Here is a 22736-nt window from a genome sequence, read left to right as displayed (position 1 = left end):
AAAGGTAACAGCTGTTTTGTCTATATTTTCGCATTTTTCCCTCTGAATAGCCGCCACAGATTGGCTTAAGGTGAAGACGTTTACCTAACCGCTAAAGGCAAAAATAATGAAGATTGCTGAGATGACAAAAAAAGAGGGACAGGAGACACGTCGAATGACCCTATTTGTTTCCGTGGCGGCCGCAGTAGCTGGCTAACTGTTTGGATTAGATATCAGCGTCATCGCGGGTGCTCTGCCTTTTATTGCTGATCACTCTACGCTCAGTAATCGGTTACAAGAGTGGGTGGTGAGCAGGATGATGTTGGGCGCTGCCATCGGCGCACTAGGTAATGGCTGGTTATCTTTTCATTTAGGTCGTAAGTACAGCCTACTGATTGGTGGGCTACTATTCGCCATCGGGTCTACCGGTTCTGCGCTAGCACCGAATATCGAACTATTATTGATTGCTCGGGTACTACTTGGCATAGTCGTGGGTATCGCTTTTTATACCGCGCTTATTTCAGTATCTACCTTATCCGCTCTATCAGGCTACCTCTACCGCCGAGCAAGCAGTCGGAACGCTCAGCGCAGGCTGGGCCGAAAAGCTTGGCTTGTCCACGCAAGTGGTGGTCGGTGGGGGGCATTCGATTGCCATATGGGGGCTGTTGGCGCCGGCGCCCCAGCTAACGCATTAGTCAAAGTAATTGGAACCTCCACTTGTGACGTTGTCACAATTGACCTTTTGCAACTTGGTAACAAAACGATCCAGGGGATCTGTGGGCAGGTTCCAGGCAGTGTTGGCCCTGAATTAGTTGGCTTGGAGGCAGGCCAATCGGCTTTTGGCGATATCTATGCGTGGTTTGAACGCGTGTTATGCTGGCCCTAGCAGCAATTAGCTGACAAGCAACCCATCCTCGCACCTGAAATTGAACGCTATAGCCAATGCCTACTCAGTGACCTGACTGAAGCAGGGCAGCGCGATCCTAAGCTTGACCACCTTCCTCTGATTATCGATTGGTTTAATGGTCGTCGAACGCCCGTTGCCAATCAGCGCCTAAAAGGAGGGATTACCGGCTTAACCTTGGCGACGGAGGCTCCTGCGTTGTACGGTGGCTTAATCGCGGCTACCGTCTTTGGTGCGCGAGCCATTATGGACTGCTTTATCGAACAAGGCATTGCCATCGATCATGTCATGGCATTGGGCGGCATCACCCGTAAAAATCCGGCCATTATGCAGGTATGTTGCGATGACTTAAATCGGCCTCTAGAGATTGTTGCCTCGGACCTGTGCTGTACCTTGGGGGCCGCTATCTTCGGTGCAGTGGCCACCGGACATTATCCGGATATCGCCAGTGCTCCACGCGTGATGGCCAGCGGGATTGAGAAAACGCTATCGCCGCAATCCGTTAATGTCGAAGCCTACCAACACCTATACCAACGCTACTGCCAGTGGGCAGTCAGCGTCGAATCACACTATCGTCATCCCCACAAAGTTAATGCAGCGTAGCAGGAAGGAATGATGAAAAATATTTTCGAGCAGTACGAAATTTGGTTTGTAATGGGTAGCCAGCATCTCTACGGCGCAGAGACCTGAAAGCAGGTAATGACACAGGGTGCGGGGATAGTGGTTTGGCTGCATAGGTTCTCACCGGCGAAAAGGTGTATTGATGGCTTAGTGGATCTGCATTAACCGTTGCTTCAATTCCATACCCAATATAATGCCGCCTTACCATGGGGCGAGATTGATATGGACTTTATGAACCTAAACCAAACGGCACACGACGGGCGGGAATTTGGATTTATCGGCGCGAGAATGCCATTAGAACACCAAGTGCTTCCCGGGCATTGGCAGCACAGGCGACTCAACAGCGCTTGGCTCAGTGGATGCGTACCGCTATTGATAAACAGGATACGCAATCGCTTAAAGTCGTACGCTTCGGCGACAATATGCGTGAAGTGGCGGTTACCGAGGGGGATAAGGTTACGGCATAAATCCGCTTTGGCTACTCCGTCAACACCTGGGACGTCGGTGATTTGGGGGCGGTGGTTAATCAGGTCAGTTAGGGAGCAGTCAATGCCTTGATTATAAATGCGAAGCCTCTTATCAATTGACCCTAGCCGCGCAATCTAAAGGGGATAAGCGGCAAAATGTGGTCGATGCCGCCCGTATTGAACTGGTGATAAAACAGTTTCTGCAAGAGCGTGAGGCCCACGTTTTCACCACGACCTTCGAGGATTTACATGGACTGGCGCAAGCGGGGCTGAGTTTACCGGCGTTCGGCACCCCCCATGCAGACTATTTTTACGGAGAGATCCCTTGCTCGCTAGCCATGCACGATGCGGAAATTCGTGAGCAGTACGAATGGCAAACCGGTGCGGTGAGAGCGGAAACGCTTCAGGCCCATCAGTATCAGCCTGAAGCGATGCCGGGGATTTTGGTCAACGCCCATGGGCCTTTTACTTGGGGTAAGGACCCGGTGCATGCGGTCAAGTCGGCCATTGTGCTGGAAGAGATTGCCTATATGGCACGCTTCAGCCAGCAGCTACAGCCACGATTAACCGCAATGCAAGCCACGTTACTCGATAAACACTATCTGCGTAAACATGACAAGCATGCCTACTACGGCGAGAGGTAGCCTGCTAGACGCTAGCCAAGGAGGGCTGATTATTTGAATTTGAGCAGTTTAACCGTTTCGTCGATATCGACTTCGTCTTCACTAAACACCAAGGTTTCGCCTTGGAAAGTGGTGATAGCGATTTTACGTAAGGTCCGCGTCGCATCAGGATCGGTATTGGTTTTCGGGCGAATGGTATTCATTAGCATCCCAACACTTAACACCGTGTTCGCTTTGTCGATACTTTGGTTTGCTGGAACCTCTTCGCTGTATAACCGATAGTTTTTAATTGCCGTAATTTTCACCCGCTCACCGGCAATAAACAGGTATTTGCTCGGCGGGATCACTTTTACCGCATAGGCCGACAGGCCTTTGTTGTTGGTGGTCGGTTCGAAAGTGACCGCCGCATCCTTCTTGATTAACTCGGGGTTAGCGACTTTAACCTCGTGGAAATAACGGTTATCACCCATCTCGTCTTTGATAAAGCCAAAGCCTTTCTCTTTGAACCAGGTGGTGATGGTGCCGTTTAATGCCATGTTGTCCTACCTTATGTCTGACTCTCTTCACTGCGCGCAGTGTAATGCATATTGCGGTAAGACTCTATCGCTTAGCGTGGGAAGGTGGGATTTTAAGAGGGACATTTATCATCAATACGGGCTGGAGAAGGGATATAGCAACGTATTGTGCAAGTTTTCATATTCCTGATGAACCATCAGAATGATTATCCTTTAAGCAGATAGATTAAAAATAAAGGCAGAACGGCTGCGACTATTCTGCCAATATGGGTAATACATATCAGGTGTTATTTTTTACTACAGTCGTACTACCATTATTTTTTACGGAAGCAATACCTGTATCTCGGCCCTGTGCGGAGGCATAAAGTTGACTAGTTCCGATAACTTGGTGATTAGCGGCTTTAAGATTGAAATGAAATTTACCATTAGCGGCAACTTTCTTTTCATACCGTGCATCCAACAAACTGTTTGTTTGAACGGAGTGAATACCATTCTCCGCAGAGCTTTTTGTAGTGTAAAGCTCACTGGTAAGAATGATCTCTCCGTTACCGGCTTTAAGCACAAATCTAAACTGATTATCGCTGCTTTTACTCAATTCGAACCAACCAGACATGTTAACTCCTTGATGTAAATTGCTAATGTAAACGGCTTGGATTATTGCCATCGGACAGATTGAGTATGCACAAAAAGAAACACATATTCCAATTTGAAACAGTGTTCTCTTATCTGTTCATTTAGGACGAGAGAGCAGAATGGGTATTTTTCTATAGTGTTTGTGGCGATACTGCGCCGCAGTGAAGCACGCATTAAGGGTATATTTTTCACTAGAACGTTTTTCTGGGACTTATTTGTGACTATCGAGCCTTATTTTGATTAAAGGCTGCATTCCGTCATTATTGTACAGGTGATTGATTAACGACACTGCGTCAATGAAGGTTCGTATGACGTTAACAAGTGCGGCGATTTAATCTATGAACTAAAAACCCACGAAAATTCGTGGGTTTTAAAGAGTGTTATCGATGTTATGAGATTAAGCGAAACCTCATAAGACGACACAATAATTTAGACATTAAATAAGAAATTCATAATATCGCCATCTTTGACGATGTATTCTTTTCCTTCTGCACGCATTTTTCCAGCTTCTTTCGCACCTTGTTCACCCTTATTGGCAACAAAATCGTCGAAACCGATGGTTTGTGCACGGATAAAGCCTTTTTCGAAATCAGTATGGATTTTACCTGCAGCTTGTGGCGCCGTCGCGCCGACAGGAATGGTCCATGCACGAACTTCTTTTACCCCAGCGGTAAAGTAGGTTTGCAGATTAAGCAGGCGATAACCTGCGCGGATCACACGGTTTAAGCCTGGTTCTTCAATCCCCAGCTCTGCCATAAACTCGTCACGCTCGTCATCTTCCAGCTCGGAGATATCAGACTCGACGGCTGCACAGACAGGCACAACCACTGAGCCTTCTTGCTCCGCAATCGCGTAAACCTGATCTAAATAGGGGTTGTTTTCAAACCCATCTTCGTTGACGTTGGCGATATACATCGTCGGTTTTAATGTCAGGAAGCTTAGGTAACGGATAGCTGCTTTTTCATCGGCATCAAGGTTGAGGCTACGTAACATACCGGCATTTTCTAAATGCGGTAAGCATTTTTCCAACACCGCGAGTTCTGCTTTCGCATCTTTATCGCCACCTTTCGCTTTTTTCTGTAGACGTTGAATCGCACGCTCACAGGTATCGAGATCAGATAAAGCCAATTCGGTATTAATGACATCAATATCATCAGCAGGGTTAACGGTGCCTGAGACGTGGATGATGTTATCGTTTTCGAAACAACGCACAACGTGGCCGATCGCTTCGGTTTCACGGATATTGGTCAGGAATTGGTTACCTAAGCCTTCACCCTTCGACGCGCCTTTTACCAATCCGGCGATATCGACGAATTCCATAGTGGTGGCGATGGTGCGTTGAGGTTTAACGATCTCAGCAAGTTGATCGAGACGAGTATCAGGCATGGGTACCACGCCGGTGTTCGGTTCAATGGTACAAAACGGAAAGTTAGCCGCTTCGATACCTGCTTTCGTCAGTGCATTAAAAAGAGTGGATTTACCGACATTTGGCAGGCCCACGATACCGCATTTGAATCCCATGCTTGACTACCTTATTACGTTAATTATGCTGCGCGAAAGCGCGCTGGCTAGCAGAAAATTTGTCACATTATACACAGATTTTAGCAAAGAGGGCAGCGCACTCAACTTGCTTTAAAGCTATGGAGACGGTTCATCGCGCGTAACCGATCTTCTTTTACCCATACCTCGGTGCAGCGTGCGGCTTCATCAATGGCATCATCGATTAACTTTTGCTCGCTCAACGGCGGTTTACCTAATACGAAGCCGGTCACCTTATTTCGGTCACCAGGGTGGCCAATCCCGATACGCAAGCGATGGAAGTCGGCAACGTTACCGAGTTTATTGATAATATCTTTTAAACCGTTATGCCCACCATGGCCGCCGCCTTGTTTGAACTTGGCGACGCCAGGCGGAAGGTCCATCTCATCGTGCGCGACTAAGATCTCTTGCGGTTGGATCCGATAAAAGTTGGCCATTGCCGCGACAGCTTTACCACTTAAATTCATAAAAGTGGTGGGGACTAGCAGTCGTATATCTTCCCCGGCGATGGATAGACGCGCCGTCGCGCCAAAAAATTTCGCTTCTTCTTTTAAGGGTTGGCGAAGACGGTCAGCGAGTAGGTCGGTATACCAGGCACCGGCATTATGTCGCGTGGCGGCATACTCAGCTCCTGGATTTGCTAATCCAACAATTAATTTAATGGTACACACAGGAATTATCCTTTGCGGGGTAAAACGTTAGTGTACTGCATGCAAGAAGGGAAGTTCAAAAACATTCCCGTCGACGTATTTTGTTGGGCCGAACAAAGTGTTAAAAAGTCCCAGACTGTGATCCGGGTTCAAGATAATCCAGCCGTTAGCGCCTACACTTTTGTCAAGTTATGTAAGACTTAGCTCAGGAGAAGCGAATGAAACGCGCACATACTTCGTTGATAGGCAATACGTTAATGGTGGTAGGATTGGTATTATCGATCAGTAGTCTATTGATAGCGTTGTTAAGCCAAGCCGAAGAGTCGATCTTGACGGAGAGTTGGGCCACAGGATCGGTGCTAGGTATCTTTTTAGGGGCGTTTTTCTGGTTAATGGGGGCGCAGCTGAGTGGCCGAGAGAAGGTATGTGAAAAATATTATCTACTACGTTTCCACCAACGGCATCCACACCGTCGTCGTCACTCCTAATGGCGGAAAAGAAATGGGCCTTTCGGCCCATTTTTTACGTTATTAGTGCTCAAACATCGCAGAAATTGACTCTTCATTACTGATACGACGAATCGCTTCTGCCAACATTCCCGAGAGGGTTAGGGTTCTAACGTTTGGAAGTGCTTGGATTTCAGGTGATAACGGAATGGTGTCACAGACGACCACTTCGTCGATCACCGAGTTGCGTAGATTCTCGAGCGCGTTGCCAGAGAAGATAGGGTGGGTTGCATAAGCGAAAACACGCTTTGCGCCACGCTCTTTCAAGGCTTCTGCTGCTTTACACAACGTCCCACCTGTATCGATCATATCGTCGACGAGGATACAGTCGCGACCCGCTACGTCACCGATAATATGCATGACTTGAGAAACGTTGGCACGAGGGCGGCGTTTATCAATGATTGCCATATCAGTATCGTTTAATAATTTGGCAATGGCACGTGCACGCACAACCCCCCCGATATCGGGAGAAACCACGATCGGATTCTCCATGTTCAGTTGCTGCATATCTTCAAGCAGAATTGGACTACCGAACACATTATCGACGGGCACATCGAAGAAACCTTGAATTTGTTCGGCGTGTAAGTCAACGGTCAGGACACGGTCAACACCAACACTTGAGAGGAAATCTGCAACCACTTTGGCGGTGATCGGGACACGTGCAGAACGCACGCGACGGTCTTGACGCGCATACCCAAAGTAAGGGATTACGGCAGTGATACGGCCGGCCGAGGCACGACGCAGTGCATCGATCATGACGACCAGTTCCATCAGGTTGTCATTGGTCGGCGCACAGGTGGATTGGATGATGAAAACATCACCGCCCCGAACATTTTCGTTAATCTGAACACTGACTTCTCCGTCGCTAAAACGGCTTACAGCGGCGTTTCCTAGAGTCGTGTATAAACGATTGGCAATGCGTTGCGCTAGTTCCGGCGTGGCGTTACCAGCAAAAAGCTTCATATCAGGCACGAGTTAAACCTCAGGCTTTGGGTCCAAAGAATGCCCACCGTAATCGGGCATTCTCATAGGTATAGGTAAGTAACAGCAGGTACAGGCTCTGGAACGGGCAAGCCAGTTACCTGCCGCCAATCACTCCGATAACCGTTGATGCAAGGGCGAAATATTAGCCCCCTTTGCAACAAAACAGGTCATCCATGGTGGAGTGAGAGTAAGGACATGACGAGCAGCGGCTTCACTGTCGAATTCAGCAAACACGCAAGCACCAGTGCCCGTCAGTCTTGACGGAGCGTATTCTAGCAGCCAGTTGAGTAGTTCATCAACCTTACGAAAACGTTTTCTTGCGATCGCTTCACAATCATTCGACCAAGGAGAATGCATTAATTGTTCTGCACTCCGCACCGGACTGTCACGGGTCAAATCAGGATCATTAAAAATAACCGGAGTTGGGATACTCACGCCTGGATGAGCAACCAGGTACCATTTCTCTTCAGGCTGCACGGGGGTCAGCTGCTCGCCTATCCCCTCGGCCAACGCCGCATAGCCGTGGACAAAAATCGGCACATCAGCACCAAGTGCCAGGCCGAGGTCAGCAAGTTGGGTGAGAGAATAGTTAAGTTGCCATAGCTGATTCAGTGCAATCAAGGTTGTTGCAGCGTTAGATGAGCCACCGCCTAGACCTCCACCCATGGGTAATTTCTTATCAATCCCGATGGTGACGCCGACGGTTGCCTCGCAACGCTCATCAGCAATCGCTTGTGTCTTAAGGCGCAAGGCGGCGCGATAGATCAGATTATCTTCACAGCGGACATTTTCAATATCGTTCACGAGACGAATATGAGCGTGTTCGTCCGCCACAAAGGTCATTTCATCGCCGTAATCCAGAAACTGAAATAGGGTCTGCAAGTTGTGGTAGCCGTCGTCACGTCGACCGGTTATTGACAGAAACAAATTTAATTTACCAGGGGAGGGCCAGCGTTCAATCATTGTGTCGTCCAGCTATCCATACGTAATTTGATCCGTTGTCCCTCTGTCGTTAATTCTACGTTGGCGGGTAGCGCAGGAGAAATGCTGTTGTTATAGCTACTGATCGACACATGCCAAGTTACGCCATTTTGGCTGTAATCTGCGCTCTGCAACTGATAATTATCATTAAGCGTGAAATGATCAGCATTACCCGGTAGACCCAACATCCATTGGCGTAAATTATCTAAAGGGATCTGCATGCCAGTGAGTTTGCTGATCATCGTCTGGGCATCGTGGCTCATGTAACGCTGACCTTTATTGTCTACAAGTTGAACCGTATTCCCTTGTTGATCAAGCTGTAGCTCGGTACTACCGATAGGACTGGTCAATAATAAACGGTAGCGGTCAGTCGCCTGTTGTTGCCAGTTAAAGCGCGCGTAAACTTTTTGTTCATCTGAAAGATAGGCGAAGGCACCACGTGTTTCAAAATGGGTCACAGTGTTCACTTGGGCTTGATGCTGTTTCCATTGCGCAGAGTCAGGGCTTTTACCGGGTCCTTGAGGGGTTTGATGAGAAACACAGGCACTTAATAACAGTGTGACCACCGGGATCACCACACGTAAACGCTTTGCAGGAATAACTCGCACGCTTTTCTCCTTGACGGGGCCGTCGATGACGGCGGAATTTAACGATCAATGCTATATTGAGCATAACACATGGAAGAAAAGAATCTTATTACACACTTATCTTTTGTATGGCTTTTCATGACAGGAAGCATCTTGTAGAATGGCCGCACAAAAATGCCTGTAAGGTTTGTAGGGTAAAAGTAATCACATCATTATGACGCTGCTAGCACTTGGAATAAATCACAAAACTGCTCCTGTCGCGCTTCGCGAACGGGTGGCGTTTGGCCCTGATATCTTAGATAACGCATTAGACAGTTTACTGTCTCAGCCATCAGTGCACAGTGGTGTCGTGCTTTCTACCTGCAATCGAACCGAGCTTTATTTAAGTGTTGATGAACAGCACGATATTCAGCAACAGCTCATCCAATGGTTATGCAATTATCATCATCTGGATGAAACTGAGGTCCTCAATAGCCTCTATTGGCATCAGAATAACGCCGCCGTTAGCCATTTAATGCGCGTGGCGAGCGGACTTGATTCTCTTGTCTTGGGCGAGCCGCAAATTTTGGGGCAGGTTAAAAAAGCATACGCCGAATCCCAGCGCGGGCATGTTATCAATGGTGAACTGGAACGTATGTTCCAAAAAACCTTCTCAGTGGCTAAGCGGGTGCGGACTGAAACTGAAATTGGTAGTAGCGCGGTGTCCGTTGCCTTTGCCGCCTGTACGCTAGCCCGTCAAATATTTGAATCATTGAAAAAAGTCACCGTTTTACTGGTTGGCGCGGGCGAGACGATTGAACTCGTAGCGCGTCACCTGCGCGAACATCAGGTCAAACGGCTTATGATCACCAACCGTACCCGTGAACGAGCACAGCGTCTGGCAGAAGAAGTCAATGCTGAAGTCATCGACTTTGGGGCGCTACCTGAACATATTGCCTCTGCGGATATTATTATCTCCTCCACCGCCAGCCCGCTACCCGTTATTGGTAAAGGCATGGTGGAAAGTGCGTTAAAGCAACGGCGTCATCAACCGATGCTGATCGTTGATATTGCGGTTCCGCGCGATGTCGAACCGGAAGTCGGTAAAGTAGAGTCAGCTTATCTTTATACAGTGGATGATCTGCAAGCGATTATTCAACACAATATGGCGCAACGAGAAGCGGCAGCCGTCGAAGCAGAAACCATCGTGGTACAAGAGAGTGGTGAGTTTATGGCTTGGCTGCAGGCGCAAAATGCCGTTGATGTGATCCGTGATTATCGGCATCAAGCAGAAGATATCCGTGAAGAATTAATGCAACGGGCATTATCCGCACTTTCGCAAGGTCAAGACCCACATAAAGTGATGCAAGAGATGGCCCATAAATTGACGAATCGTTTGATTCACTCACCCACAAAATCTCTTCAGCAAGCTGCGCGTGAAGGCGATGCTGAACGTTTACAAATCCTGCGTGATAGCCTCGGCCTTAGTTAGGTTCAGGCTATTTCCCCTTTTGTTATTGGACAAATAATTCATACATGAAATCTTCTATTGTTGCCAAACTTGAAGCCCTACAGGAACGTCATGAGGAAGTCGAAGCGATGCTCGGCGATGCAGGTGTTATTGCCGATCAGGAGCGTTTCCGAGCGCTCTCGAGGGAATATGCTCAGCTCACCGACGTGACCAATTGTTTCCGTCAATGGTGTCAGGTACAGGAAGACATTGAAACGGCCAATGAGATGTTAGCCGATCCCGAAATGCGTGACATGGCATCCGAAGAACTCAAAGAGGCTAAAGCGCAAAGCGAAGAACTCGAGCAATCGCTTCAGGTCCTTCTGTTACCAAAAGATCCTGACGATGAACGTTCATGCTTCGTTGAAGTGCGTGCCGGAACTGGCGGTGACGAGGCCGCCCTGTTTGCTGGCGATCTTTTTAGAATGTATAGCCGTTATGCCGAAGCGAACCGCTGGCGCGTGGAAGTGGTCAGCGCCAACGAAGGTGAGCACGGCGGATATAAAGAGATTATCGCGCGCATCGAAGGTGTTGGTGTGTACGGTCGAATGAAGTTTGAATCCGGCGGTCACCGTGTACAACGTGTCCCAGAGACCGAATCACAAGGACGTATCCACACCTCAGCCTGCACCGTTGCGGTGATGCCAGAGATCCCTGAAGCCGAACTCCCGGATATTAATCCTTCAGATCTGAAAATTGATACCTTCCGTTCGTCGGGAGCAGGTGGCCAGCACGTTAACACCACCGACTCGGCGATCCGTATTACCCACTTACCAACGGGTATCGTGGTCGAGTGTCAGGACGAGCGTTCACAGCACAAGAACAAAGCTAAAGCACTTTCTGTACTTGGCGCGAGAATCCATGCCGCTGAAATGGCGAAACGCCATGAAGAAGAAGCGTCTACGCGTCGTAACCTGTTGGGGAGTGGTGACCGTTCTGATCGGATTAGAACCTATAATTTCCCGCAAGGTCGTATAACTGATCATCGTATCAACCTTACCATTTATCGGTTGGATGAGACGATGCAAGGAAAACTTGAGAGTCTTATCGAACCGGTCGTTCAAGAGCACCAAGCCGATCTGCTGGCGGCCTTAGCAGGTCAAGAGTAATGCAGATCCGTCACTGGCTACATGAAGTCGTCCCATTACTGCAGCATAGTGACAGTGCAAAGCGTGATGCTGAGGTGATCCTCAGCCATGTTCTTGATAAGCCCAGAAGTTGGTTAATCGCTTTTGATGACTACGCATTAACGGTCGAACAACTGGCTGTATTGGCTGAACTGATCGCGCGTCGTGGTCAAGGTGAGCCGATCGCCTACTTATGTGGGCAGCGAGAATTTTGGTCTTTACCTTTGTCGGTTTCCCCAGCCACCTTAATCCCGCGGCCGGATACGGAAGTACTGGTTGAACAGGCACTTAGCCTTCTGCCACCCACTCCGGTTAAGGTGCTTGATCTGGGGACGGGGACGGGGGCGATAGCCCTAGCCTTGGCCAATGAGCGGCCTGATTCGCTGTTTATTGGCGTGGATCGTATTGCTGAGGCGGTGCAACTTGCACGCGGTAATGCGCAACGTCTTTCAATTGATAATTGCCAGTTTCAATTGAGTTACTGGTTTGAGGCGTTATCGCCAAATGCTTTCGATATGATTGTGACGAATCCACCTTATATCGATGCAGACGACCCCCATCTTAGCCAAGGCGATGTCAATTTTGAGCCGCGGAGCGCTTTAGTCGCTCCCCAACAGGGTTTCGCCGACTTACAGCTTATTATTCAGCAAGCCCCGCAATGGTTAGCCCCTGGCGGATGGTTATTAGCTGAGCATGGCTGGCAACAACATCAACAAGTTCAGCAGCTTTTTGTCTCGGAAGGGTTTGACGCCGTGGCGACGCGGGTTGATTATGGTGGTAATCCACGAGTGACTTATGGCAAATTCGCTCAAGTGTCGAAAAAGTTATTGTAGATGATGAACTATTTGAAAATTATATCTCAAAAGAGTGACGCAAAGCGTCGCTCGGCTTATTTATTAATAGGGAGTAAATGATGGCTCCCGACGAAATGGTAACCCCTACACAGCGTGCGTTATCTGAAGCAATGATTGCGCTGACTGCGCAAGTTCGTGACGATTTCCCAGAAACCTGGGTGCGGCAAGAGTTGGCATCATTACTTAGCGAAGCGAAAGATTATTTAGCCACTGAGCCTAATCCGGATCTGAAATTGGATCGGTTGTTGGATTTATTTTTTAAACAGTGGGGCTTCGCCAGCATCAGTGGTGTGTATCGGCTTTCTGAGGCTCTTTGGTTAGATAATGTGTTGAAGTGCCGCAAGGGCAGTGCTGTATCGCTCGGGGCAATCTTACTGTACCTCAGTGAACAACTGGAGATACCGCTCTTCCCAGTAATTTTCCCAACACAACTTATTTTACGCGCTGACTGGGTGGACGGTGAAATGTGGTTAATTAACCCTTTCAACGGCGATACGCTCGATGAACACACCTTAGATGTTTGGGTGAAAGGGACTATTGGGCCGACTTCCAGCATCGATGATGTCGATTTGGAGCCAGCGACCTCTGAAGAGGTGATTCGGAAATTACTTGAAACGCTAAAGGTTTCTTTAATGGAAGAAAACCAGATGGAGCTCGCGCTACAGATTAGTAAAGTATTGGTGGCGCTTGATCCCGATGACCCTTACGAAATTCGTGATCGCGGATTAATCTACGCTCAACTCGAATGTGAACATATCGCGTTGACCGATCTGGCTTATTTTGTGGAACAATGCCCCGAAGATCCGGTCAGTGAAATGATTAAAGTGCAAATGCATACTATTGAATATAAGTCGGTCACTTTACATTAGTGACCCCTGCAATCAGCCAAGTTAAGGATAAAAGTATGGTCCAAAAAGTTGTGTCTATCGGTGATATCCGTGTAGCAAATGATCTGCCGTTCGTTTTGTTCGGGGGAATGAATGTTCTGGAATCTCGTGACCTCGCCATGCAAATCTGTGAGCAATACGTCAAGGTAACTGAGAAGCTCGGTATCCCGTATGTCTTCAAAGCGTCTTTCGATAAGGCAAACCGCTCATCTATTCATTCCTACCGTGGCCCGGGCCTTGAAGAAGGGATGAAGATCTTTCAAGAGCTTAAAGCAACCTTTGGCGTCAAGATCATCACTGACGTTCATGAGGCGAGCCAAGCACAACCTGTTTCAGAAGTAGTTGATGTGATTCAGCTTCCTGCTTTTCTTGCCCGTCAGACCGACCTTGTCGAAGCAATGGCCAAAACAGGCGCCGTGATTAACGTTAAAAAACCACAGTTCGTTAGCCCAGGGCAGATGGGAAATATCGTTGATAAATTTGCTGAGGGCGGTAACGATAAAGTTATCCTGTGTGACCGAGGAAGCAATTTTGGTTACGATAACCTTGTGGTGGATATGCTGGGCTTTAATGTAATGAAGAAAGTTACTAATAATTCTCCGGTAATCTTTGATGTGACCCATGCTCTGCAGACACGTGATCCTTTCGGCTCCGCATCAGGCGGTCGTCGTGCCCAAGTGGCTGAGCTAGCGCGTGCGGGTATGGCAGTCGGTATTGCAGGGCTATTTATTGAAGCTCACCCGCAACCCGCACAGGCGCGTTGTGATGGTCCTTCTGCGTTACCATTAGATAAGTTAGAACCTTTCTTACAGCAAATGAAAGCGATTGATGACTTGGTAAAATCCTTCCCTGAGTTGGACACGAGTAACTAATAAGAAAGGGCCGCGAAGGCCCTCTCTTTTTTAGTTCATTTTGCTACAGCATCACGGTCATTAAATAGGCGACAAACAAAACTAAGTGTGCCACGCCATTTAATACGTTGGTTCGACCGGTAGAAAATGAAATTTGGCTCAAGATTAACACGCTGGCTAAGACTACCATCTGTGGCGCATCTAATCCGAAATGTAAGTCATTCCCCGTTATCGTTGCAATGATCGTTATGACTGGTACGGTTAACGAGATTGTTGCAATCACTGATCCGAAGAAAAGATTCATTGCTCGTTGAACCTGATTAGCCAGTACGGCTTTAATGGCACCTAATCCTTCAGGCGATAAAATTAACAAGGCAATTAAGAAGCCGGTAAATTGCTGTGGTGCGTGCAAGGCATGCAATAAGTTTTCCAACACGGGAGCATTAAGCTTAGTCACACTGATCACGGCAATAAGGTGAATAATCAACCAGATACTGTGCCAGGTACTACTGTGGGCGGAGGGCTTTCCATGTTGAGGGTCACCGTCATCGCTATCGTCCTCATGTTCATAGACAAAGAGATTTTGGTGAGTCTTGGTCTGAATCAATAGAAAAACGCCGTACATCGTGGCAGAGAGCGCTGCGACTAACAGCGATTGCCCCGTAGTAAAATTACCACCTGGTAAAGCATTGGGGAAAATGAGCACGAGAATAGCGAGGGGAAAGATCGCGATAAGATACTGTTTAACACCGGCGAGATTAACGTACTGTGTAGCGAATTTACCGCCGCCAAGTAACAACGCGAAGCCTACTAGACCACCGATCACTATCATAATAATAGAATAGAGCGTGTCACGCATGAGCGTCGGCTCCGCGCTCCCAGTTGCCATAAGCGCTGAGATTAAACTCACTTCTAAAATCACTACAGAAAGGGTCAGCACGAGAGAGCCGTAGGGTTCACCTAAGCGATGAGCCAATACATCGGCATGACGGACCACACTAAAGGCACTGGAAAGGATCGCCACTAAAGCAATGATATTCATTCCGGTGGTTAACACTAGCCCCTCAGGTTGTCCAACCCCCAGTAATAGGCCGATGGCCAGAATGGGAAGCGCCAAACTAAATTCCGTATGACGTGTTTTTTCGTTACCAGGCATTTAATCTCCTTGTGCTATGCGTAGCGAGGGGTGACTCGCCAGTAGAGTATTCCTAAAGGGGGAATAATAACTATAGCAAATATTTGGACGAGTTCACTTTGTTTTACTTTGCTTTACTTTGTTCGAATTGGCTAAAAAACCCAATAATAGATTTCAACCCATTGAATAAATTAGTTATTAATAAAACTTTCATGAAGTTATTATAAGTTTTTGTCATCAATTATAGGCCCATAACTACTATTTATAATGGTTTAGCTCGATACCATTGGTTTACTGTGCGGAATAGTTGATTTATAAGTAAAGTGTTAGTGCGCTATGGTCGTTAATAAGAAGAAATAATTTTTAGCGTACTTTCTCATCCTTCAGTCTTCACAGGGATTACGGACTTTGTCATGATGAGTGGGTGTTCACCACAAAGGGGCGTAGTTGTGCTAACCCGAGAGTTTTTGAAAAGTGCTGACTGCCAATCGTCGTTTGGCCCAATCGAGGAAAGCTTATTGCTTTCTACCGAACAACGCACCGCATCGTTACACCAATTTTTGCTTAATAAGCCAACCAAAGGGCCACTTTGGGTATTTGGATACGGTTCCTTAATGTGGAATCCGCTTCTCGATCATGATCGGGTAGAGACCGCACATCTTGAAGGATGGTCGAGAGAATTTTGTTTAAGTTTAATCGTGGGGCGGGGCACCGCTGAGGCACCTGGGCGGATGTTAGCGTTAGTGAAAGGGGGGAGCACCACCGGTCTCGCATTTAAACTCTGTTGTGAGAGTTGGGAATCAGAGTTGGCGTTATTATGGAAAAGAGAGATGTTGACCGGCTGTTATCGACCTCTCTGGCAACCTCTCACTCTTGAGGGGGGAGAAATTATTGAAGCCTTAGTTTTTGTTGCCAACCCTCAACATTGTCTGTTCAAAACCGGGGAGAGTATGGCATGTAAAGCAAGAACCATTGCAAGTGCCCAAGGTCCTTTAGGTAAAAACCTGACTTATTTACAAGAGATGGTCGCCACTTTTCAGCGTTACGGTATCCAAGAACCTACACTGACCGCCTTAACAGAATACGCGGTCCAATTATCGATGGAAATGAGCGCTACAACTTCGGAATGAGATGATATTGTGATCTAGCTCTCGACTTATATACTTATCGGACCTATCTCGCAGCGTGATCAAAAGAGGAGTTGTTCCTATTGTTAACCATTAAGCGTGACCCAGCATCGTTAACAAAGATGTTAATGGTGCTCTCTCCATTACTCATATTAAGTCGTGCACACGCTAGTATGCTTCACCCGTCGGCACCCAGTGCTACGATGGAAAGCGCTTCCTACACCGCAGCGTTACCTGATTTAGGTTCATCTCAATCTTCGACCTCTCAGGTCGACCAGCAGCTTACAGATATCGCTACCAGTTTAGGGAAATCCCTACAAAATTCGGACGAGGATACCAGTGCCGAGCGTAGTGCAAGAGAGTGGGCATTTAATCACGTCAGAGACAAACTAACGGAAAAGGTCGACAGTACTGGCGAACATATACTTTCTCCTCTAGGTCAAGCGAATGTCAGCCTTAACGTCGATATGGAAGGCAAATTTACCGGATCGACCGGATCGCTGTTAACTCCCCTCAATGATAACGGTCAACGTCTAACGTTCAGTCAACTCTCTGTTAACCAGAGTACCTTAGGGACAGTGGGCAGTGCAGGGCTAGGACAACGCTTCTTCAATAATCAGTGGCTCTTCGGTTATAACGCCTTCTTGGACCAACTCTTTACCAACAATCAGCAACGCGGTTCCATTGGTACAGAATTATGGAATCATTACCTGCGTGTTTCCGCAAATTACTATACGCCATTATCGGGGTGGAAAAATATTTCCGCGACCCAGTCTCAGCGGATGGCACGTGGCTATGATATCACTAGCCAAGGTTACTTACCCTTCTATCAACAACTGGGTATAACGGTTTCGTGGCAACAATATCTCGGCGAAGGCATCGATATCTTCAATGATGGTAATTACTATAATAATCCGCGCAGCATGTCTGTCGGGTTGACCTATACCCCAATTCCCCTAGTCACGGTATCAGCCTCGCACAAAGAAGGCTCAGGGGGGGCCAGCCAGGATGTCTTTGGCCTCAATGTAAACTATCACTTTGGCCAATCCCTCTCGCAACAGCTGTCGCCTTATGCCGTGGCCGAAGCGCGGTCGTTATTTGGCAGTCGGTATGACGTTGTCACGCGAAATAATCTGCCTGTTATGAGCTATCGTAAACGTCAAACTTTCTCAGTTTATTTGGCAACCCCGCCTTGGCAACTCAATGCCGGGGATTCGATTACGTTAGTGGTTCAGGCTACGCCTAATAAATCGATTAAAAATGTTGAATGGCAAGGCGATACCCGAGAACTCAGTCTAACGCCACCAGCCAATGCTCAGCAATTAACGGGATGGACAATCATCTTGCCTGCTTGGAACGACACAGCCGGCGCAAAGAACGAATATCACCTTGCGGTGACGGTAGATAATGGCAAAACACGAGCAACCTCAAATACAATTACGTTGAAACCAGAGCCACCGATGCAGAAGCCTGATTATTTTAATCAAGGTGATGCAGGATAATCGCTACAGTTAACGTATTCTTAACAGAGTAATGTGCTGGACTTTGCAATGATTGCAATATAGATGAATGTTAGGGGTAAACGTTTGCAGGTTTTTACCGAACTGCGCGTTGCTTGACATTGGAGCTCTTATTATGACTTCCGTGTTCACGACATTCTCGTGGTTGTAGATAAGTTAAGGAAACTAAGATGCGTAAAGTAACATCATTATTATTAGTTAGTTCTTTATTGATGGGTTCAGCATCAATGGTCTATGCAGAGACAGCACCATTAAGCGCAACCCCAACTGAACATCCCCATATGAAAAAGCGCCCTCATGGCGCACCTGAAATGATGCTTATGAAAGGAATTGAATTAACCGACGCTCAAAAGCAACAGATTCACAGCATTCTTGACCAAGGGCGCAAAAATATGACGCCTCCTTCAAAAGCAGACCGTCAGGCGGCATTTGATCTGATCACCGCAGAAAAATTTGATGCATCGAAAGCACAAACTCTGGTAGATAGCCATGCAGATCAAGACAAACAACGTATGCTAAATCGCTTAGAGACGGACAATAAAATCTACAACTTATTGACCGCTGACCAAAAGAAACAGTACCAAGCGAACTATGAAAAGATGAAGAATTTTAAACATCCGGCGCCTAATGCGGCCCCACAACAAGACTAAATCATTGACTGCGGAGGTTACCTCCGCAGTTTTTTTTTATTTCTGCCAAAAATCGTCGAAAACAGTGATAGGCGTTCGGCGTTTATGTTCAGTTTTCGTATACCAGTTTTCAATAATCGCTGCACGTTCTGCGCCAATCGTCTCTCCTTCCAAGTAAGCATCGATATCGGCATAGGTTACCCCTAATGCAACCTCATCTTTAAGACCTGGACGATCATCTTCAAGATCGGCAGTTGGATGTTTCAAATAGAGATGTTCTGGGCAGCCAAGGTATTTAAGACATTGCTTACCTTGTTGTTTGTTAAGCCGGAACAACGGGTTGATATCAGTCCCACCGTCACCGTATTTTGTAAAAAATCCCGTTACCGCTTCGGCAGCATGATCGGTACCGACGACAACACCTTGGGTCATTCCAGCGATGCTGTACTGCGTCTTCATCCGCTCACGGGCCTTTTCATTACCGCGTACAAAATCTGAAACCGTTATTCCAGCGTCTTTTAGCGCACGTTCACTGGCGAGTATTGAGTCTTTAATATTCACCACCAGCGTCCTATCCGGTTGGATGAAGGCTAAGGCATCTTGGCAATCCTGTTCGTCGGCTTGAGTGCCGTAGGGTAGACGGACGGCAATAAACTGGTAGCTTGGATCGTTGAGTTCATTACGCAGTTCGTTGATGGCTACTTGGCACAGCTTTCCAGCCAGTGTTGAGTCTTGTCCACCGCTGATCCCGAGCACCAGAGAACGTAAGCCAGTGTAATGGGTGAGATATTTTTTTAAAAAATCGACACTCCGTCTCACTTCTTCTTCAGGGTTGATGGTGGGTTTGACGCCTAAGGCTTGAATAATTTCTTGCTGTAGAGACATGGCAAAACCTCTGATAAACGGGCTAAGCGTTATCATAACGCTAAAATACCCCCTCAGATAAAGAGGGGGAATGAAAAATTAATGTCCTTTTTGCAGGTTTTCTGGTTTTTTCGCTACAAAGATAAACATGATAATTGCCATCATAAAGCAGCCAAAAATCGTTGCTCCCATCGCCAATGCGGAAGAACCACCGATACCCGTTATCGGAATTGCGATAGACCCTAATGTAAACATCGTGACACCGATGACGGCGGAAGCACTGCCTGCACGGTGACCCTGACTCTGCATCGCAAGGGAGGATGCCGTAGTAGAGATTATTGCGTTACTGGCGATACTGAAGAACAGTGCTACCAAGAAGACGGGTAAACTCGCGTGTAAAAGACCACTGATGACTAAGCAACTCGAGGCGATGAAGGCAATCATCAAACCGCAGCGTAAAATTGTATATTCGCCAAACTTAGGGCATAGACGAGAACTAATTTGCGAGGCGAGAATCAATCCGAAGCCATTTAACGCAAAACACAAACTGAAGTTTTGAGGCGATAAACCGTAGGTTTCTTGTAACACGAAAGGGGATGCCCCGATATAGGCAAACATACCTGACATCATAAAACCTTGAGTGAGACAAAATCCCATAAACGGTCGATGGCGGATAACATCGATTAATAATTTCCACGCACTGAATAACGAGCCTTGGCTACGCTTCTCAACCACTAGACTCTCTTCGATTCTGGTTTTCGCCAAACAGAGCAACACAACGGTAATACCTGCTAAGACGACGAAAATTCCACGCCAACTCATATAGCTGGTCAGTAATCCCCCTATGATTGGCGCTAAAATAGGGGCTAAGCCATTGACTAAAAGTAACATTGCAAAAAAACGTGTTAATTCATGGCCGCTAAATCTATCGCGAGCGACTGCACGGGATAGCACAGCCCCGCCTGCTCCGCCTAATCCTTGGAAAAGTCGCGCGATTAAGAGCTGTGGTAGGGTTTGTGCAAAGGAGCAGGCAATCGAGGCAAGAAGTAGAATACACAGCGAAATCAATAAGGGTCTAATGCGGCCATATTTATCACTTAAGGGACCAAACAGTAACTGACCGACCCCTAATCCGAGGAGTCCTGCAGTGAGGCTAAGTTGTGCGCTCGCAGTGGGGACCGCTAGATCGGTGGCCAGCTGTGGGAGTGCAGGTAAATAGAGGTCAATACAGAGCGGTCCTAGACCGGCCATTAGTCCGAGTGGAATGGCTAATGCCATACGTGGTGTGTGAGTTGTAGACATGGATCCTCAATCATATGATTCGATTACAAAGCGGTAATGCGGAGCGATAGTGGCCAAGGATAGCCATTTACCCTGTAAAGATCTATGTTAACTATTTGTTTTGCAGGAAATCTATGTCTACACTTAAAAATGTTTATATTATTACGAATAAATTTAACTCAATGATTGAATCTTGCAGAGGGACTTTATGAAAAAATTAACGGGTATCATGGTTGGTGGTTTAGCGTTAGCGGTATTGAGTGGTTGTACCACTTATCGTCAAGCGGAAAGCTACGTTACGCAACCCGTAGTGAAGAATGTTAAGAAGGGTATGAGCCGTCAGCAGGTACACCAAATTGCGGGCATACCATCGACTGATATCACCATGGTCCATGCGCGTGGCACCTGCGAAACTTATATCATTGGCAAAGGAACGGATAATAAGCCGGTCACGTATTTCGTTAGTTACAACGGTAGCGACCGTGTGATGAATTATGGTTTCCAAAGCTGTCAAGAATACGATACTGACCCACAAGTGGCTCAGAACTAAGTAATAAAAAAGGGCCACTATCTGGCCCTTTTTTATTACTGAATCGAGCTTTCCTCGTGATGCTCCCTCCCCATAACCGATTGGTCTGTCTGTTTCAACCAGCGGCTCGTTAGGGTTCCAGCGGTCATTGAACCATTAACGTTTAATGCAGTTCTTCCCATATCGATCAATGGCTCAATCGAGATTAATAAAGCCACCAACGTGACCGGTAAGCCCAAGGTCGGTAATACGATCAGTGCCGCAAAGGTTGCTCCGCCACCCACTCCCGCAACACCCACTGAGCTTAGTGTCACTAAGCCTACTAAGGTTGCAATCCACATAGGTTCGAAGGGGTTGATCCCCATAGTCGGAGCAATCATAACGGCCAACATTGCAGGGTATAAGCCGGCACAACCGTTTTGCCCAATCGTTGCTCCAAATGAAGCAGAGAAGCTGGCGATAGATTCTGGCGTACCCAGACGCTTCTGTTGAGCTTCGATACTGAGTGGGATCGATGCTGCACTTGAACGACTGGTGAAGGCAAAGCTAATCACTGGCCAGACTTTGCGGAAATAACGTAGTGGATTGATACCATTAATCGCCAGCAGGAGGGCATGTACCACAAACATAATTAACAGGCCTAAGTAGGAAGCGATAACAAAGGTACCTAACTTAACGATATCGTGATAGTTAGAGGTCGCGACGACTTTAGTCATCAACGCCATCACGCCATAGGGGGTGAGGCGCATAATTAGACGAACTAATTTCATCACCCAGGCTTGTAAAATATCGATAGCCGCGACGACTCGCTGGCCTTTCTCTGGACTATCTTTCACCAGTTGTATGGCCGCCGCGCCTAAGAACACCGCGAAAATAACCACGCTAATGATGGATGTCGGGCTTGCACCAGTTAGATCAGCAAACGGATTTTTTGGCACAAAAGAGAGAATTAATTGCGGCACAGTTAAGTCTGCTACTTGCCCAACATAGTGACTTTGAATCGCATTTAGCCGCGCCGTTTCTTTTGCCCCTTGAACCAGGCCTTCAGCATTGAGTTTAAATAAGCCCGTGACAAAGACGGCGACTAAAGCAGCGATAGCGGTGGTAAACAACAGTACGGCAATGGTGAGGAAACTAATTTTCCCGAGCGAACTGGCATTATGTAATCGAGCTACCGCACTGAGAATGGAAGCAAAGACCAGTGGCATGACGACCATTTGCAGCAGTTGCACATAGCCGTTACCGACAATATTGAACCAGCTAATAGAGGTGGTTAATACGGAGCTCTCTACACCATATACTGCTTGTAAGCCAATTCCAAACAGTACACCAATGATTAGACCACTGAATACTCGCTTAGATAAGCTCCATTTATCATGACCAATCGCTGATAAAATCCATAACAGTACAACGAAAATCCCAATATTAATCACTAATGACCAATCCATGAATAC

21 protein-coding genes and 4 pseudogenes are annotated in these 22736 nt (G+C 47.3%); 14 read left to right on the top strand and 11 right to left on the bottom strand.

The features are described from left to right. Nucleotides 1-106 precede the first annotated feature (106 nt). The 4 pseudogenes from MKR94_RS01635 to MKR94_RS01620 all read left to right on the top strand — a co-directional run. Nucleotides 107-520: pseudogene (locus tag MKR94_RS01635) on the top strand (MFS transporter); the annotation flags it as partial. Beyond that, nucleotides 489-1486 (top strand): annotated as a pseudogene (locus MKR94_RS01630) (FGGY-family carbohydrate kinase); the annotation flags it as partial. The pseudogenes MKR94_RS01635 and MKR94_RS01630, both read left to right, overlap by 32 nt. A 12-nt stretch (nucleotides 1487-1498) precedes the next feature. Next, nucleotides 1499-2234 (top strand): annotated as a pseudogene (locus MKR94_RS01625) (L-arabinose isomerase family protein); the annotation flags it as partial. Beyond that, nucleotides 2229-2615, top strand: a pseudogene (locus tag MKR94_RS01620) (class II aldolase/adducin family protein); the annotation flags it as partial. The pseudogenes MKR94_RS01625 and MKR94_RS01620, both read left to right, overlap by 6 nt. A gap of 29 nt (nucleotides 2616-2644) precedes the next feature. On the opposite strand, the gene MKR94_RS01615 reads toward MKR94_RS01620, so the two are convergent. The 4 genes from MKR94_RS01615 to pth form a co-directional block, all read right to left on the bottom strand. Then, nucleotides 2645-3130 (bottom strand): cold-shock protein, encoded by a 486-nt coding sequence (locus MKR94_RS01615; protein ID WP_048913191.1) that lies wholly within the window; start codon nucleotides 3128-3130, stop codon nucleotides 2645-2647. Nucleotides 3131-3389: 259 nt separating this feature from the next. Further along, on the bottom strand, nucleotides 3390-3722 hold the full coding sequence (locus tag MKR94_RS01610) for a YegP family protein (protein WP_241645155.1): 333 nt from the start codon (nucleotides 3720-3722) through the stop codon (nucleotides 3390-3392). A 449-nt stretch (nucleotides 3723-4171) separates the two neighbouring features. Continuing rightward, nucleotides 4172-5263 carry a redox-regulated ATPase YchF gene (gene ychF, locus MKR94_RS01605; RefSeq protein ID WP_241623747.1) on the bottom strand — a complete coding sequence of 364 codons (1092 nt, stop codon included), beginning with the start codon at nucleotides 5261-5263 and terminating at the stop codon, nucleotides 4172-4174. A gap of 101 nt (nucleotides 5264-5364) precedes the next feature. Next, on the bottom strand, nucleotides 5365-5952 hold the full coding sequence (pth, locus tag MKR94_RS01600) for an aminoacyl-tRNA hydrolase (protein WP_241645154.1): 588 nt from the start codon (nucleotides 5950-5952) through the stop codon (nucleotides 5365-5367). Between the two features lie 197 nt (nucleotides 5953-6149). Between pth and MKR94_RS01595 the strand changes: the two genes are divergently transcribed. Next, nucleotides 6150-6419 carry a DUF2583 family protein gene (locus MKR94_RS01595; RefSeq protein WP_241645153.1) on the top strand — a complete coding sequence of 90 codons (270 nt, stop codon included), beginning with the start codon at nucleotides 6150-6152 and terminating at the stop codon, nucleotides 6417-6419. Nucleotides 6420-6461: 42 nt separating this feature from the next. Here MKR94_RS01595 and prs read toward each other — a convergent pair whose 3' ends face one another. The 3 genes from prs to lolB all read right to left on the bottom strand — a co-directional run bounded on the left by prs (nucleotide 6462) and on the right by lolB (nucleotide 9010). After that, nucleotides 6462-7409 carry a ribose-phosphate diphosphokinase gene (gene prs, locus MKR94_RS01590; protein WP_048913187.1) on the bottom strand — a complete coding sequence of 316 codons (948 nt, stop codon included), beginning with the start codon at nucleotides 7407-7409 and terminating at the stop codon, nucleotides 6462-6464. A gap of 120 nt (nucleotides 7410-7529) precedes the next feature. After that, nucleotides 7530-8384 (bottom strand): 4-(cytidine 5'-diphospho)-2-C-methyl-D-erythritol kinase, encoded by an 855-nt coding sequence (gene ispE, locus MKR94_RS01585; RefSeq protein ID WP_241645152.1) that lies wholly within the window; start codon nucleotides 8382-8384, stop codon nucleotides 7530-7532. After that, nucleotides 8381-9010: a lipoprotein insertase outer membrane protein LolB gene (gene lolB / locus MKR94_RS01580; protein WP_241645151.1), complete on the bottom strand. Its 630-nt coding sequence runs from the start codon at nucleotides 9008-9010 to the stop codon at nucleotides 8381-8383. The genes ispE and lolB overlap by 4 nt, the downstream gene beginning before the upstream one ends. A 193-nt stretch (nucleotides 9011-9203) precedes the next feature. On the opposite strand from lolB, the gene hemA reads away from it, so the two are divergent. The 5 genes from hemA to kdsA all read left to right on the top strand — a co-directional run bounded on the left by hemA (nucleotide 9204) and on the right by kdsA (nucleotide 14218). Then, the gene (hemA, locus tag MKR94_RS01575) at nucleotides 9204-10460 is read left to right on the top strand and encodes a glutamyl-tRNA reductase (protein ID WP_241645150.1); all 1257 of its coding nucleotides are present in this window, start codon (nucleotides 9204-9206) and stop codon (nucleotides 10458-10460) included. A 44-nt stretch (nucleotides 10461-10504) separates the two neighbouring features. After that, nucleotides 10505-11587 (top strand): peptide chain release factor 1, encoded by a 1083-nt coding sequence (gene prfA / locus MKR94_RS01570; protein WP_241645149.1) that lies wholly within the window; start codon nucleotides 10505-10507, stop codon nucleotides 11585-11587. After that, nucleotides 11587-12438: a peptide chain release factor N(5)-glutamine methyltransferase gene (gene prmC, locus MKR94_RS01565; RefSeq protein ID WP_241645148.1), complete on the top strand. Its 852-nt coding sequence runs from the start codon at nucleotides 11587-11589 to the stop codon at nucleotides 12436-12438. Before prfA ends, prmC begins: the two co-directional genes overlap by 1 nt. An 80-nt stretch (nucleotides 12439-12518) precedes the next feature. After that, nucleotides 12519-13328, top strand: a complete 810-nt coding sequence (sirB1, locus tag MKR94_RS01560) for an invasion regulator SirB1 (RefSeq protein ID WP_241645147.1) — start codon at nucleotides 12519-12521, stop codon at nucleotides 13326-13328. Between the two features lie 35 nt (nucleotides 13329-13363). Continuing rightward, nucleotides 13364-14218 (top strand): 3-deoxy-8-phosphooctulonate synthase, encoded by an 855-nt coding sequence (gene kdsA / locus MKR94_RS01555; RefSeq protein ID WP_241645146.1) that lies wholly within the window; start codon nucleotides 13364-13366, stop codon nucleotides 14216-14218. Nucleotides 14219-14261: 43 nt separating this feature from the next. On the opposite strand, the gene chaA is transcribed toward kdsA, so the two are convergent. Further along, nucleotides 14262-15353 (bottom strand): sodium-potassium/proton antiporter ChaA, encoded by a 1092-nt coding sequence (chaA, locus tag MKR94_RS01550; protein WP_241645145.1) that lies wholly within the window; start codon nucleotides 15351-15353, stop codon nucleotides 14262-14264. Nucleotides 15354-15781: 428 nt separating this feature from the next. Between chaA and MKR94_RS01545 the strand changes: the two genes are divergently transcribed. The 3 genes from MKR94_RS01545 (at nucleotide 15782) to MKR94_RS01535 (ending at nucleotide 18629) form a co-directional block, all read left to right on the top strand. Continuing rightward, nucleotides 15782-16462: a gamma-glutamylcyclotransferase gene (locus tag MKR94_RS01545; protein ID WP_241645144.1), complete on the top strand. Its 681-nt coding sequence runs from the start codon at nucleotides 15782-15784 to the stop codon at nucleotides 16460-16462. An 80-nt stretch (nucleotides 16463-16542) separates the two neighbouring features. Next, complete coding sequence (locus tag MKR94_RS01540) at nucleotides 16543-17961, top strand: YchO/YchP family invasin (RefSeq protein ID WP_241645143.1); 1419 nt, start codon at nucleotides 16543-16545, stop codon at nucleotides 17959-17961. A gap of 188 nt (nucleotides 17962-18149) precedes the next feature. After that, nucleotides 18150-18629 carry a Spy/CpxP family protein refolding chaperone gene (locus MKR94_RS01535; RefSeq protein WP_241645142.1) on the top strand — a complete coding sequence of 160 codons (480 nt, stop codon included), beginning with the start codon at nucleotides 18150-18152 and terminating at the stop codon, nucleotides 18627-18629. Between the two features lie 36 nt (nucleotides 18630-18665). On the opposite strand, the gene nadE is transcribed toward MKR94_RS01535, so the two are convergent. Both nadE and MKR94_RS01525 read right to left on the bottom strand, forming a co-directional pair. After that, nucleotides 18666-19493: an ammonia-dependent NAD(+) synthetase gene (nadE, locus tag MKR94_RS01530; protein ID WP_241645141.1), complete on the bottom strand. Its 828-nt coding sequence runs from the start codon at nucleotides 19491-19493 to the stop codon at nucleotides 18666-18668. A 78-nt stretch (nucleotides 19494-19571) separates the two neighbouring features. Next, a complete protein-coding gene (locus MKR94_RS01525; protein WP_241645140.1) occupies nucleotides 19572-20774 on the bottom strand; it encodes a multidrug effflux MFS transporter in 1203 nt (400 codons plus the stop codon). Between the two features lie 187 nt (nucleotides 20775-20961). On the opposite strand from MKR94_RS01525, the gene osmE reads away from it, so the two are divergent. After that, a complete protein-coding gene (osmE, locus tag MKR94_RS01520; RefSeq protein ID WP_241645139.1) occupies nucleotides 20962-21303 on the top strand; it encodes an osmotically-inducible lipoprotein OsmE in 342 nt (113 codons plus the stop codon). A 35-nt stretch (nucleotides 21304-21338) separates the two neighbouring features. Here the strand turns inward: osmE and MKR94_RS01515 are convergent, their stop codons facing one another. Continuing rightward, entirely contained in the window at nucleotides 21339-22730 is a 1392-nt protein-coding gene (locus tag MKR94_RS01515; protein ID WP_241645138.1) for an L-cystine transporter, read from the bottom strand. Nucleotides 22731-22736: the final 6 nt, after the last annotated feature.

It is taken from the genome of Rosenbergiella metrosideri (assembly GCF_022602565.1).
GTDB lineage: Bacteria > Pseudomonadota > Gammaproteobacteria > Enterobacterales > Enterobacteriaceae > Rosenbergiella > Rosenbergiella metrosideri.
This window is presented reverse-complemented; position numbering and strand designations above follow the sequence as displayed.

What these genes read in the sequence shown, in the direction of transcription:
- MKR94_RS01615 (WP_048913191.1), bottom strand. Translation starts at nt 3,130, where the DNA reads ATGGCATTAAACGGCACCATCACCACCTGGTTCAAAGAGAAAGGCTTT.
- MKR94_RS01610 (WP_241645155.1), bottom strand. Translation starts at nt 3,722, where the DNA reads ATGTCTGGTTGGTTCGAATTGAGTAAAAGCAGCGATAATCAGTTTAGA.
- ychF (WP_241623747.1), bottom strand. Translation starts at nt 5,263, where the DNA reads ATGGGATTCAAATGCGGTATCGTGGGCCTGCCAAATGTCGGTAAATCC.
- MKR94_RS01595 (WP_241645153.1), top strand. Translation starts at nt 6,150, where the DNA reads ATGAAACGCGCACATACTTCGTTGATAGGCAATACGTTAATGGTGGTA.
- ispE (WP_241645152.1), bottom strand. Translation starts at nt 8,384, where the DNA reads ATGATTGAACGCTGGCCCTCCCCTGGTAAATTAAATTTGTTTCTGTCA.
- hemA (WP_241645150.1), top strand. Translation starts at nt 9,204, where the DNA reads ATGACGCTGCTAGCACTTGGAATAAATCACAAAACTGCTCCTGTCGCG.
- prfA (WP_241645149.1), top strand. Translation starts at nt 10,505, where the DNA reads ATGAAATCTTCTATTGTTGCCAAACTTGAAGCCCTACAGGAACGTCAT.
- prmC (WP_241645148.1), top strand. Translation starts at nt 11,587, where the DNA reads ATGCAGATCCGTCACTGGCTACATGAAGTCGTCCCATTACTGCAGCAT.
- sirB1 (WP_241645147.1), top strand. Translation starts at nt 12,519, where the DNA reads ATGGCTCCCGACGAAATGGTAACCCCTACACAGCGTGCGTTATCTGAA.
- kdsA (WP_241645146.1), top strand. Translation starts at nt 13,364, where the DNA reads ATGGTCCAAAAAGTTGTGTCTATCGGTGATATCCGTGTAGCAAATGAT.
- chaA (WP_241645145.1), bottom strand. Translation starts at nt 15,353, where the DNA reads ATGCCTGGTAACGAAAAAACACGTCATACGGAATTTAGTTTGGCGCTT.
- MKR94_RS01535 (WP_241645142.1), top strand. Translation starts at nt 18,150, where the DNA reads ATGCGTAAAGTAACATCATTATTATTAGTTAGTTCTTTATTGATGGGT.
- nadE (WP_241645141.1), bottom strand. Translation starts at nt 19,493, where the DNA reads ATGTCTCTACAGCAAGAAATTATTCAAGCCTTAGGCGTCAAACCCACC.
- MKR94_RS01525 (WP_241645140.1), bottom strand. Translation starts at nt 20,774, where the DNA reads ATGTCTACAACTCACACACCACGTATGGCATTAGCCATTCCACTCGGA.
- osmE (WP_241645139.1), top strand. Translation starts at nt 20,962, where the DNA reads ATGAAAAAATTAACGGGTATCATGGTTGGTGGTTTAGCGTTAGCGGTA.
- MKR94_RS01515 (WP_241645138.1), bottom strand. Translation starts at nt 22,730, where the DNA reads ATGGATTGGTCATTAGTGATTAATATTGGGATTTTCGTTGTACTGTTA.